This is a genomic window from Streptomyces adustus (assembly GCF_009377175.1).
GTDB classification, from domain to species: domain Bacteria; phylum Actinomycetota; class Actinomycetes; order Streptomycetales; family Streptomycetaceae; genus Streptomyces; species Streptomyces adustus.
The window spans coordinates 54,601-66,649 of record NZ_VJZD01000019.1; the positions used below are offsets into that span (position 1 = coordinate 54,601).

Below are 12,049 nucleotides of genomic sequence, written 5' to 3' on the forward strand. Positions count from 1 at the left end.
GGCCCTGCACCGCCCGGAGCCCCCAGGAGTCACCATGACGTCCGGCACCATCGCCGCGCAGATCACCGACTACGCCAATCGGGCCGATCCCTATCCGCTCTTCGCTGAACTGCGCGAGCAACCGGTCAGGCGGGAGGACGACGGCACCTATCTGGTCAGCACCTACTACGAGGTGCGGAGCCTGGCCAACGACCCGCGGCTGAGCAACGACACGAGCAACCGCCCACCCGGCTACACCCGTGTCGGGCAACCGGTGGAGTCCGGCCTGCCGCCCAGCTTCATCTTCACCGACCCGCCCGTCCACGACCGGCTGCGCGACACGATCAACCGGCCGTTCGGCCCGCCGCACAGCCCCAGGTTCCTCGACGGCCTGCGCGGAGGGCTGGCCGAGGTCGTCACCGAGCTGCTCGACGCCTTCGAGGGCAAGGACCAGGTCGACATCGTGGAGGACTTCGCGTACCCCCTTCCCGTCACCGCCATCTGCAAGGTCCTCGGCGTGCCGCGCGAGGACGAACCACGCTTCCACGGCTGGGCCGACGCCCTGGCGTCGTCACTCGATCCCCAGGCCGGGGAGGACGGCCAGGGAAAGGCGCAGCGGGCCCGCCAGGACATGGGTGCCTACCTGGCCGATCTGATCGAGACCAAGCGCCGCCGGCCCGGGCCGGGGATACTCAGCGCGCTCGCCCCCGAGATGACACCGGCAGACCTGGAAGCCACCGCGGTGCTGCTCCTGGTCGCCGGCCACGAGACCACCGTCAACGCCATCACCAACACGACCCTCACCCTGCTGCGCCACCCCGACGTCCTCGAACGGTTCCAGAAGGACCCGAGCCTGGCCGTCCCGCTCATCGAGGAAGTGCTGCGGTACGAGCCTCCGGTCCAGTTCGTGCCGTGGACCACCGCACTGGCCGACATCGACGTCGCCGACACCACGATCCCCGAGGGCTCTCCGGTCTGGCTCATGCTGGCCGCGGCCAACCGCGATCCCCGGCGCTTCGAGGACCCCGACCGGTTCGATCCCGACCGCGAGGACAACGAGCACCTCGGCTTCTACACCGGCATCCACTACTGCTTCGGCGCCCCTCTCGCCCGCATGGAACTCCATGTGGCGGTGCCCGAACTCTTCCGCCGCGTCACGTTCTCCCGGCTGCTGGAGGACCCGCCGCCGTACCGTGCCAACGCCGTGCTGCGCGGCCCGCGCCACCTTCCCGTGGCCATCGAGGGCCTGACAGCCTGAGCACGGCCGACGTGGCACGGCTCACGCGGCTGCTTGGCTGACGCGGCTGCTTGAAGGTGCCATCGTCTTCGATTTCAGCCCCTCATGTCCCGATCGGGCGTGCTCCACCGCCCGATCGGGAAGGCCGCGGCCGTGAGGAGTCGGTCCGGGCGTCAGCCGACGGTGAGGACCATCCGGAAGCGGGCCTTGCCGGCGAGCATCTTCCGGTAAGCCTCGTCCGCGCGGTCCAGCGGCACGGTCTCGGTCATCGGGCGGATGTTGTGCAGGGCGCTGAAGGCCATGGTGTCCTCCACGTCCTGTGAGGTGCCGGACGGGTGGCCCCGGACGACGTAGCCGCTCAGCAGGAGCTGGGCCGGGGTGACCCCGAGCGGCTCGGTGTCGGCTCCGATGACCACGAGCTCACCCCGGGGGGCCAGGCCGGACACGGCGGAGGTGATCGCCTCGGAGTTGCCCGCGGTGGCCAGGACGACCCTGGCGCCGCCGAGGGACTGAAGCGCCTCGGCGGTCGGAGTGCCGGAGGTGCTGTCGATGTAGTGGTGGGCGCCGAGCTGCTTGGCGAAGTCGGCCTTCTCGGCGCCGCGCGCGATTCCCACGGTCTCGAAGCCCATCGCGGCCGCGTACTGCACGCCCAGGTGTCCCAGGCCACCGAGGCCGAGCACCGCGACCAGATCTCCCGGCCGCGCGGCGCTGCGCCGGAGCCCGTTGAAGACCGTCACGCCCGCGCAGGCCATCGGCCCCGCGTCGACCGCCGACAGCGCGTCGGGGATCCGGGCGAGCGCGTCCACGGGCGCGACGACCTTCTCGGCGAATCCCCCGTCGTACGTCCATCCCGGGACCTGAAGGCTCCGGCACACGATGAAATCACCCTCACGGCAGGGCTTGCAGTGCCCGCAGCTCCCGCCGAACCAGCCGACCGCGACCCGGTCGCCGACCTGCCATCCCTGGTCCTGAGCGGCTGCGCCCAGTTCCTCGATGCGGCCGGCGATCTCGTGCCCGGGCACCTCGGGGAACGACAGGCCCGGCAGCCCGTTGCTCACGAAGATCGCATCGCTGTGGCAGACGCCGCACGCCTCCACGGCGATCCTGACCTGGCGGGGTCCCAGCTGCGACGTCTCTCGCTCGGCGATTTCGAACGTGCCGTTCGGGGTGGTGACCTGCGCGACTCGATACGCACTCATCTCAGCGCTCCTCGGGGAAGTGGTCGCCGTACATCGGCAGATGGCTCAGGGACTGTTCGCGAGTGGCTTCCTGTTCGATGACGTCCCAGTGCTCCGCCAGGACACCGTCCTGGATGCGGAGGAAGTCGACGGCGATCCACGGGGCGGCCTGAGCGTGCCCCGAGAAGCGGCCGCGCACCATGACCATGTCGCCCTGGGCCATGACCAGCTCGTACTCGTGTCTCAGGTCCGGCGGGAGGCTCCTGACGAGGTCGAAGAGCCCCTCCCGCCCGGGTGCGATATGGGCGCTGTGCTGGATGTAGCCGGGAGACCAGAAACGTTCGGCCGCGGCGTAGTCCCGCTTGTTGAACAAAGTATCGAAAGCGTCGAGGACGACAGCCTTGTTCTTCTCTTCGAGGGCGCTCATGGGGGAAACCGCCTTCTGTGTGCCGCACGCGGAGTCGGGCGCAGGCAGCCGGAAAGCAACGCGGAGCCACGTCGATCAACGACGGTGTCCAGTGCCACGATACGTAGGTTTCGGAACATCCACAGTTTCGGGACCACCGCGGTTCCAGGGACGAGACCCCTGGCCGCCAGGGAAGATCCCGGCACGCCTGTCGATGGAAGGGTGGTGGGTCGGTTCCTTCGTCCTTCTCTACGGGCTGGGCCGTGCTTCTCGGCCGGCGAGCCGTGTGTGAAGTCCTCGTAGGCCTGAGCGCGCCCGGCCAGACGCGGCGTCCCGCGTACGCCCGCGTGCCGTGCCTCGCGGTCCGGCTTCTCGTGCCCGCCCTCATCGGTGCTGGTGCCGGCTGTCCGGTGACAGGCCAGATCGATGCGCGCCGACGCCCGAGCGAGGCAGAGGTGCTCGCGAGGATGCGAACTCCTCAAGAACCGGCCGTTCGTCCCACGCTCCGGGTGCGGTCGCTCGCCGAAGTCGAGCGCGACGGCGATGACGACATGCATCGCTTGCATCGCTTTGTGGAGACGTTCGTCAACGGGCTGCATGGGCGATACCAGGACCGGGCGAAGGATCACTGGACCGGGACGGGTTTCTCAGCCCACCAGGCGTTCCAGCAGCAGGAAGGCGCCGATGGCGACCACCATGGCACCGCTGGCGCGGGTGACAGAAGCCGCCCAAGGACCCGGAAGGGACCGATGCCGACCTGCCGCAGGGACCTTGATCACCGGTAGCCTGACGCCCGATGTCCTCAGCCAGCCACTCTTCGGCCGCCTCCGCCGGACCGGAAGAGCCGATTCTCCAGGGCGGGGCCTGGCTGCCCCACGGCTTCCAGCTCGCCCCCCACTCGCACCTGCACGGGCAGCTCGTCTACGCCGCCGCCGGCGCGCTGGCCACCGCGACCGAGCGGGGAACCTGGGTCGCCCCCGCCGACCGCGTCACCTGGACACCGCCGCGCTTCGCCCACTCCCACCGCTTCTACGGCCACACCGACGTGCGCCTCGTGACCGTACCTCTCGACCTGTGCGGCGAGTTCGTGCAGCACCCCAGCGTCTTCGCGGTCAGCCCCCTGTTGCGCGAGACGCTCCTGGCACTGACCGACCGGCCGGAAAGGCGGCCCGGGGCGCACCGGCGGCTGCTGGCCGTGATCGTGGACGAGCTCGCCGACACCGCGGAGACGTCTCTGCACCTGCCCGAGCCCGTGGACGACCGGCTGCGCGCCGCCACGGATCTCCTGCACGAGGATCCGGCGCGGCCCGCCACCCTGGCAGAGCTGGGCCGGATGGTCGGGGCCAGCGAGCGCACGCTGAGTCGTCTGTTCCACTCGGAGCTGAGCATGAGCTTCCACCGCTGGCGCACCACCTTGCGCATCCACCTTGCGCATCCACCTTGCCCTGGCTCACCTCACCGGCGGGATGTCGGTGACCGAGACCTCGGTGGCGTGCGGGTGGTCCAACCCCTCCAGCTTCATCGACGCCTTCACCGAGGTCGTCGGCCAGACTCCCGGCCGCTATCAGTCGACGCTGCGAATCGCCCAAAAGTGATCAACGGGACACTTGGTACGCGGACGACTGCCGTGGATCGATGCTGGCGGCTTTCCGGCATCGGCTGTCCAGTCACCGGTGGTCGGCATCGTCGCAGGCTTTCACAGTGGTGGGCACTGCCCGTGCATGATGGCGCGGTTGATTCGGCCGGTGAACTTCTGCCGTATCCGGCGGGCGGAGACGCCCTTGAGGCTGTTGACCAGCTTGGAGACGGCGGCCTTGGGCGGGTAGTGCACGAGGAGGTGGACGTGATCGCGTTCGCCGTTGAACTCCTTCAGCTCCGCTTCGAAGTCCTCGCAGACCTTGCGCATGATCTCTTCGCAGCGTGTCAGCATCTCGTCGTTGAACACCCTGCGCCGGTACTTCGTCACGAGGACCAAGTGCACGTGCATCGCCGAAACGACATGCCTGCCACGTCTGCAATCGTTCTGCCCACCAGTGAGATTCATCGTCGTAGGGTCTTGGGTGTGCAGCTTCGCTACAACTACCGGGCCTACCCGGATGCCAGCCAGCGCCGTGCGCTGGCCCAGGCGTTCGGGTGCGCGCGGGTGGTGTGGAACGACTGCCTGCGTGATCGCAAGGAAGCGCACGCGGCGGGGCTGCCGTATGTGAAGTCGGCCGAGCTGTCCCGGCTTCGCATCACCCAGGCCAAGCGCACCGCCGAACGCGTTTGGCTCGCCGACGTGTCGGCGGTCGTCCTGCAACAGTCTCTGCGGGACCTGGATGCCGCCTACAAGAACTTCTTCGACAGCCTCAAGGGCAAGCGGCAGGGCCGCAAGGCCGGCCCTCCCCGCTACAAGTCGAAGAAGGACACCCGGCAGTCGATCCGCCTGAACACCAACGCCTTCTCCCTCCAGGACGACGGCACGGTGTACGTGGCCAAGGTCGGCAACCTCAAGGCCAAATGGTCCCGCCAGCTTCCGGCCGCACCCACGTCCCTGACCGTCACCAAGGACAGCTGCGGCCGGTACTTCCTCAGCTTCGTCGTGGACACCGAACCGGACATCCTCCCCGGCGTGGAGAGCGACGCCGGTATCGACCTCGGCCTGTCCGCCTTCGCGGTCCTGTCCGACGGCAGCAGAATCGACAGCCCCCGCTTCCTGCGCCGGGCCGAGAAGAAACTCAAGCGCCTTCAGCGGGAACTGTCCCGCAAGACCAAGGGATCCAATAACCGGGCCAAGGCCCGTATCAAGGTCGCACGCCAGCACGCCAAGGTGGCCGACCGGCGCCGGGACTTCCACCACAAGGCATCCACACAGATCATCCGCGACAGCCAAGCGGTGTACGTGGAAGACCTCACGGTGTCCGCTCTCGCGCGTACCCGGCTCGCCAAGTCCGTGCACGATGCGGGATGGTCCGCGTTCGTCGGCATGCTGCAGTACAAGGCGGCTCTGCACGGCCGCACCTTCGCCAAGGTGGACCGCGTCTTCCCGTCCTCCCAGGTCTGCTCGGCCTGCGGATTCAGGGACGGCCCCAAGCCCCTGCACGTCCGGGAATGGACGTGCAGCGCCTGCGGCACCGTGCACGACCGCGACCACAACGCAGCCCGCAACATCCTCCTCGAAGGACGCCGCATCGTCGCCACCGGACGGGTGGAGACGCCAAACGCCTGTGGAGCGCCGGTAAGACGGGCACACGTGCCCGCACAGCGCGTTGAAGCAGGAAGCCCCCGGAAGGGTCAGACGACCCAGGCCGGAATCCCTGGACTTTAGGCCAGGGAGCACGTCAACAGGCGTTCGCCACCTGGATCACGGTCTACTACCACGACGCCGAAGACTGACCCGGGCTGTACCCGGACGCTTTGCGCTTGATCAGCTTCCTTATCAGGTCGGTCGTGGGTCGTCATCGCCAAGGGCGGGGCCTTGCCCTTCCTCGACTGGCACACCGCTGCCGTTCGCCGTCGTCGGTTGCGGTTCGGGCTTGTTGGCGTCAGCCAGCGACATCGCGAACCGGGCTGCCAGTGGCGTGGGTCCACCGAGGAACTGAAGCACGCCGCCGAGCACGGCGAGAATCATGGCTACGCCGGCGAGGTCCGAGCCCACCGCGTAGGACCATCCGACCAGTCTCGGCAGTCCGTCCAGGACAAAAGCGGAACCCATCAGAATGAGGCCCCAACCAACCTTCCGGGGATCGCCGCGATGCGCTCCCAGCTGACCGTTCAAGGTCAACGCCCCCAGGAACACCATCAAGCATCCGCAGGCCAGCACGATCAACTCAGTCATGGCACCCCTCCGCCGGGAGAGTACCTCGCCGGTCTCGGCGTCTCCGTGGGAGGCCATGAGCGGTCCCGAAAACCGTCGTGGCAGCGATGTCACCGTGGGTTCGAACCCCACCACCTCCGCTTGATGAGCAGTGAGAACGGCCCCTGACCAGGTGAATCGGTCAGGGGCCGTTACCCGTGTGTGCTCTCCGTCAGCCGCTGTGGTTCCCCCCTGGTTCCCGGACGATCGGGCACGGCTGGGGCGCGGCGCCTTCTGATCCGTAAAACCGGACGCGGCGGCAGCGCGTGATCTTGTGATCGGATACATCGACGCCCTCGACGCGGTTGACGTCTTGCGCAGCCAAGCGTCGGTAGCAGTCGACCGCGAAGAAGCCGCGCCGCCTGCGGGAAGGATCTCCGTCTCGATGTTGCCGCTGGCCGTACCGAGAATTCATGGCGCGAGATGCGAACGGGTGCACAAAACCCTCCATCTAGCTCCTGAACAGCGAATTTATTACCGCATGAGCAAGGATTGACTCACCATCATGGCTACGTCGTCGCGCAGGACCGCGTCGGCAGGAGATCTGCAAGGTGGCGTCGAAGGCCCATGCCCCCGCTGTCTACCCGTCACGGTTTCCCGGCTGATCAAGTCCGGGCGGGCACGGTAGTCGGCCAGTTCGACGTGACTGGGCGTCTTCCCCGTCGCCTCGTCGGCGGGCGAGGTACCAACGTCGGCCAGTGGCAAAGGCGCGCCGTGCCGTGCGTACGGCAGCGATCTGGGTGGCAATGTGGAGTTGGTGGTGCCAGGGGCTCTGGCTGCGGTGGCGTACCGACATGGCGTGCGCGAACGCCACAGCGTCGCGGTCGATGTACTGGTCCAAGTGCTCGAACCACGCCATGCTCGTACGCGAGGCCGCCTGCACCGGATGGAGTTCCACGCGGCGATGGCGGTCGTACTCCCGCAAGGCGTCCTCCACGGCAAGGTATTTCTGCAGGCTGTGTGCGAGAACGACCGCGTCGATGATCGCCAGTCTGGTGCCCGACCCCAGCGTGAAGTGGGTGGTGTGGGCAGCGTCGCCGACGAGCACCGTCGTGCCGTGGTACCAGGTCTCGTTGGTCACGTGCGCGAAGCGCTGCCAGTGCGCCGGCGCGCCCCGTGATCGACTGATCAAGCGGTGGCCGTCGAGTGCGCGCTTGAAGGTGTCCTCCAGCAGTCGCACTCCCTGGTCGCGGCCGAGCACGTCGAGTCCCAGACTGTGCCAGGTCTGCGGTGAGCATTCGACGATGCAGGTGCTGATTCCCGCGATCGAGGGGTAGGCGTGAAACCAGATCCATCCGGCGGACGTCTGCTCGAAGCTGAACACGAAGCTGCGGAACGCCTGGTCCGTGCCGAGCCAGATGTAGGGATTGAGGCCGACGTCAATGCGAGTCCCGAACGCTGCGCTCTGTCCCCTGATCCCGCTGTTCGCACCGTCGGCGGCAACGAGAAGGTCCGCTTCTGGAAGCGTCGAGTGATCTGCAACGCGATGACCATACTGGACGTCGACGCCGAGCTGCGAGGCACGCCGGGTCAGGACGTCGAGCAGTGCAGATCGGCTGATGCTGTATCCGTAACCCCCGAAGTGCGCCGTCTGCTCGCCGCCCGAGCCGTGCACACGTACCTCCTGGTCCTGCCACAGCACGGACCTGGCGGTGACCTCCCGCGCGCTTTCCGGATCGTTGCGATAGAGGACGTCCAACAGGTCGTCCCAGTACACGACACCCCAGCCGTAGGTGGCCGCGGGCGGGTCACGGTCGTACACCGTGATCTCGTGCCCGGCATCGCGCAACTTGGCCGAGATGGCAAAGTACAGCCCCGCAGGCCCTGCACCGACGCACACGATCCTCACCGCTACCCACCGCCCCGACTATCAGTCGTATCGGAGGCCTGTCGCTTCAGACGGGTCCGGATGCCCGAGGTGTCTGGGCATCCGGATTCGGCACTCACGAAACTGCCGAACGTTGATCGCGAGCTCGCTGCGCTGGAGCGTCAGTAGCCGTACCCGCCACCGCCGTGGTCACCACCGCCGTACCCGCCACCGCCGCGGTCTCCCCAGCCCCAGCCCCGGCCGCCACCGTAGAAGCAGCGATCTCCCAGGCCCTTGCTGTCGTGGGAGGGAGCCGAAGCGACATGGGACGACTAGGGGAAAGCGGCCGCGCTGGCAGCGCCGGCGCCGGCCGCGATGGCAAAGATGGGTGCCGTGCAGATCACAGCGGCCATCCGCCGCATCCTGCTCGTATTTGCGCGCACGATGTCCCCCTTCCGGGGGTCGCAACAGGGATCTCGGGCGCTCAGGGGGAACGCCCGTAGGCGCCAGATCCTGCATGCGGGTCTGACGCGTGGTGATCCACCCGCCGGACCTGCTGAACCACGTCCCAGCATTTTCCAAGCAGGCTTGCGGATCTTACTATTGAGTACAAGATGGAGCATACAGTACGAAACGCACCGTTTCGCCAATATGGGGCCACTTTCAGGGCAAAATCAACGAGGGTGCCAGTGGCTCACAAGGGAGACATGCGGTGGACACTCCAAGGCGGCAGGACGGCCGCCGGAGCGCTTTGGCTCCTGAGTACGCCGCCCAGCCCGACCACATCGCGCCTGACTCGCGTCGACGTCGCCGGGAATCTCACGAAGCCGTGCTCCGAGCCACGAAAGATCTCCTCGGCGAGGTCGGATACCAGCGGCTGACCTTCGAAGGCATCGCCCGGCGGGCTGGAGTCAGCAAGGCCACCATCTATCGGTGGTGGCCGAACAAGGCCGCACTCGTGATCGAGGCCCTCAGTGGGGAAGTCCCCCTGCCTCCCATCCACGAGACCGGCGACCTTGAAGCCGACCTCCGCACGGCCGTCCGTCTCACTATCGAGCTCGTCTCCGCCATGCCCACTTGCCTGATCCTCCCGGCGCTGCTCGCCGACGTGATCGAGGATCCCACCGGCACCGGAGCCTTCGCCGAGCTCATCGAACCCCGCCGCACGTCGGTCGTGAAGCTGCTGGAGCGGGCCCGCCTCGAAGGCCGGTTGCCGCCGGACACCGATACCTCACTGATGGTCGACGTCTACTCCGGAACCGTCGTGTACCTGGCCGCGGTGAACCGCATACCGCCGGGCGAGGCGGTGGTGGGCCAGCTTGTCAGCCTCCTGTTGCACGGCCACCTCCCGGTCCCGAAGGGACCCGCCCCCGCAGAGCGGGAGGAATCACCGGGCGCGTGAGCCGGCCGCGCAGAAGTCGCCTCCTGCTGGGATGCTCCCTGCCGATGGCGCCGTAGGCCGAACCGAGCACGCACGGCGAGGGGCGACGCCACAGTCAACGGGATGACCTCATCCAGCGCCCTGACCTGCGAAGCTATTACTGCGTAAACGGCGGTTGACTGGTGTGGCCATGAGAGCGGCGATCACCCCGCTTCAACGGCTAGGGGATGTGCTCAGCCTGATCCGTTCGCACCGGATCACCAGTCGGCGCGGCGAAATTGGTACCTAGTCCTACCAGGTCCACGGAGCAGGCTGCCTGCAAGGGTGTGGCCTGGCGGGATGTTCCCGCTTTGGTGGCGGGCTGCTCGGGAGTTACGGCCTGGCGGCGCCTGCGGGAGTGGACCGAAGCCGGCGTCTGGCCCCAGCTGCATGCGGGACTTCTTGCCGAACTGCGCAAGGCGGGTCTGTTGGAGATGGGCGACTGCGCGATCGACGGCTCCCACGTCAGGGCCCTCAACGGGGGACCACGTCGGGCCGTCGCCGGTCGACCGTGGCCGCCCCGGCTCCAAACACCACCTGATCGTCGACCGGCACGGAACCCCGCTGGCGGTGTCCGTGACGGGCGGGAACCGGCATGACGGTACGCAGTTGCTCCCGTTGCTGGATGCGATCGCGCGCATACGGGGACTTCGGGGACGTCCACGCAGCAAGCCCAAGCGGCTGTTTGCCGACCGCGGCTACGACTACGACAAGTACCGCCGACTGCTGTGGCAGCGCGGCATCAAACCCCTCATCGCCCGCCGCGGCATTGCCCACGGCTCCGGCCTGGGCAAAACCCGCCGGGTCGTCGAGCGCACCTTCGCCTGGCTCCACCAGTTCAAACGACTCCGGACCCGCTACGAACGCCGCGCCGACCTCCGTCAAGGCCTCCTCGAACTCGCCTCCACCATCATCTGCCTCAGGCGACTCCGCACGTCATTCCGAAACGATCAGTAAGCCTTCTCTCCCGGCAGCCGGTCGCAGCGCCGACCGTCCTCGCCCGCCGCGACCAGGACCTCGCCGGCGGCGCAAGAGGGGCTGCCCAAGTCCTGTGGTGACAGAACTGTCACACTACGAGGCACAACTGGCTGCCGGGCCGGTGGGTCTAACTGCGCATGACGACGGCACATGGCCTGACCACGGCACATTGCCTGAGGACCGAGCGCGGCGACACCGCGCAACACACGTACCCGGGGGACACGTTGAACACGTTTGCACGCAAGGCCCGTACGTCGGTCGCCATTTCGGGGACTGCCCTGTTGCTGGCCGCCGCAGGATTGGGCCTCGCGCCCGCCGCTTTCGCGGACGAGTCGCAGCCGCCCACGCTGGCGGTCGCCACGGCCGCGCCGACGGAGGTCGGACTGGCCGGCCTGCCGGTCGCCTTCACCACCAAGGTCTCCAACACCGGCTCCTACGACGCCTCATCGACACGGCTGATCTACCGGATCGACGGTGGAGCCGGTCTGCCGTCGAACGCCGTCAGCCTCCAGTACCAGCTCAGCGGCACGGAGTGGAAGACGGTGCCGCTGACGTACGCGGACGGGAAGTTCTCCGGGGAGATTCCTGAGACCTTCCCGCTCGCCGCGGGCCAGTCCCGCACCGTGCAGCTGCGCATCGGGGTGCCCATGGGCACGCCGCACAACGGCGACAGCGACGGCGGGACCCAGCAGCTGAAGCTGACCACGCTCGTCTCCCACGGCGCCTCCGGAGCGGCCTCCGACACCGACGACGACACCATCAAGGTCGACGGCCTCAGCACCGCGCTGTCCGGGGTCCCGGCGACCGTGACCGCCGGCGGCCCTGCCGTCAGTTTCGAGGCCACGGTGACCAACCCCACCCCTTCGGAGTACGAGAACGTCACCGACACACTGATCACCAACAAGTACGCCTCCGTGCAGGTGCTGCGCTCCGGGACCTGGAAGACCCTCACGCCGGTCACCTCGGACGCCGAGGCCGATGTGTACGGATTCGACGTGATCGGCAAGGACGCCTCCCTTGCCGCGCACAGCAGCACGGTCGCCAGGGTCCGGGTGACGTACCGCAAGGACACGCCCACCGGAAAGGCCAGCGTGAAGTCCTGCGTATTCGTCAACCAGGGGCCGACACCGTTCCGCGGCACGACGTTCTGCGGAGAGAGCGCGACCTTGACGGTGCTCGCGGCGGGCTCCACCGGAAGCACGCCCACCC

General features: G+C 67.9%; 8 protein-coding genes, 1 tRNA gene and 3 pseudogenes. 7 read left to right on the top strand and 5 right to left on the bottom strand.

Features of this window, described 5'->3' with window-relative positions:
* Window positions 1–34: 34 nt before the first annotated feature.
* Complete coding sequence (locus FNH09_RS07295; RefSeq protein ID WP_152885933.1) at window positions 35–1,237, top strand: cytochrome P450; 1,203 nt, start codon at window positions 35–37, stop codon at window positions 1,235–1,237.
* A gap of 152 nt (window positions 1,238–1,389) precedes the next feature.
* Here the strand turns inward: FNH09_RS07295 and FNH09_RS07300 are convergent, their stop codons facing one another.
* Both FNH09_RS07300 and FNH09_RS07305 read right to left on the bottom strand, forming a co-directional pair.
* Window positions 1,390–2,415 carry an alcohol dehydrogenase catalytic domain-containing protein gene (locus tag FNH09_RS07300; RefSeq protein ID WP_152885934.1) on the bottom strand — a complete coding sequence of 342 codons (1,026 nt, stop codon included), beginning with the start codon at window positions 2,413–2,415 and terminating at the stop codon, window positions 1,390–1,392.
* A 1-nt stretch (window position 2,416) separates the two neighbouring features.
* A complete protein-coding gene (locus tag FNH09_RS07305) occupies window positions 2,417–2,821 on the bottom strand; it encodes a nuclear transport factor 2 family protein (protein ID WP_152885935.1) in 405 nt (134 codons plus the stop codon).
* 775 nt (window positions 2,822–3,596) lie between these two features.
* Here FNH09_RS07305 and FNH09_RS50055 point away from each other — a divergent pair.
* Window positions 3,597–4,395: pseudogene (locus FNH09_RS50055) on the top strand (AraC family transcriptional regulator).
* A 155-nt stretch (window positions 4,396–4,550) separates the two neighbouring features.
* Here FNH09_RS50055 and tnpA read toward each other — a convergent pair.
* Window positions 4,551–4,844: pseudogene (gene tnpA, locus FNH09_RS07315) on the bottom strand (IS200/IS605 family transposase); the annotation flags it as partial.
* An 18-nt stretch (window positions 4,845–4,862) separates the two neighbouring features.
* Here tnpA and FNH09_RS07320 point away from each other — a divergent pair.
* The gene (locus FNH09_RS07320) at window positions 4,863–6,107 is read left to right on the top strand and encodes an RNA-guided endonuclease TnpB family protein (RefSeq protein ID WP_162468224.1); all 1,245 of its coding nucleotides are present in this window, start codon (window positions 4,863–4,865) and stop codon (window positions 6,105–6,107) included.
* A 111-nt stretch (window positions 6,108–6,218) separates the two neighbouring features.
* Here FNH09_RS07320 and FNH09_RS07325 read toward each other — a convergent pair whose 3' ends face one another.
* Window positions 6,219–6,617 carry a hypothetical protein gene (locus FNH09_RS07325; protein ID WP_152885937.1) on the bottom strand — a complete coding sequence of 133 codons (399 nt, stop codon included), beginning with the start codon at window positions 6,615–6,617 and terminating at the stop codon, window positions 6,219–6,221.
* Between the two features lie 15 nt (window positions 6,618–6,632).
* On the opposite strand from FNH09_RS07325, the gene FNH09_RS07330 reads away from it, so the two are divergent.
* Window positions 6,633–6,736, top strand: a tRNA-Ser gene (locus FNH09_RS07330).
* 479 nt (window positions 6,737–7,215) lie between these two features.
* On the opposite strand, the gene FNH09_RS07335 is transcribed toward FNH09_RS07330, so the two are convergent.
* Window positions 7,216–8,484 (bottom strand): FAD-dependent monooxygenase, encoded by a 1,269-nt coding sequence (locus FNH09_RS07335; protein WP_162468225.1) that lies wholly within the window; start codon window positions 8,482–8,484, stop codon window positions 7,216–7,218.
* Window positions 8,485–9,271: 787 nt separating this feature from the next.
* Between FNH09_RS07335 and FNH09_RS07345 the strand changes: the two genes are divergently transcribed.
* The 3 genes and pseudogenes from FNH09_RS07345 to FNH09_RS07355 form a co-directional block, all read left to right on the top strand.
* On the top strand, window positions 9,272–9,844 hold the full coding sequence (locus FNH09_RS07345; protein WP_162468226.1) for a TetR/AcrR family transcriptional regulator C-terminal ligand-binding domain-containing protein: 573 nt from the start codon (window positions 9,272–9,274) through the stop codon (window positions 9,842–9,844).
* 302 nt (window positions 9,845–10,146) lie between these two features.
* Window positions 10,147–10,819, top strand: a pseudogene (locus FNH09_RS47010) (IS5 family transposase); the annotation flags it as partial.
* A 245-nt stretch (window positions 10,820–11,064) separates the two neighbouring features.
* Window positions 11,065–12,049: hypothetical protein (locus FNH09_RS07355; protein ID WP_152885940.1), on the top strand; the 985-nt coding region annotated here is incomplete at its 3' end.

Bases quoted from the DNA above. Each gene is read 5' to 3' on its own strand.
- FNH09_RS07295 (WP_152885933.1), top strand. From the start codon at position 35: ATGACGTCCGGCACCATCGCCGCGCAGATCACCGACTACGCCAATCGG.
- FNH09_RS07300 (WP_152885934.1), bottom strand. From the start codon at position 2,415: ATGAGTGCGTATCGAGTCGCGCAGGTCACCACCCCGAACGGCACGTTC.
- FNH09_RS07305 (WP_152885935.1), bottom strand. From the start codon at position 2,821: ATGAGCGCCCTCGAAGAGAAGAACAAGGCTGTCGTCCTCGACGCTTTC.
- FNH09_RS07325 (WP_152885937.1), bottom strand. From the start codon at position 6,617: ATGACTGAGTTGATCGTGCTGGCCTGCGGATGCTTGATGGTGTTCCTG.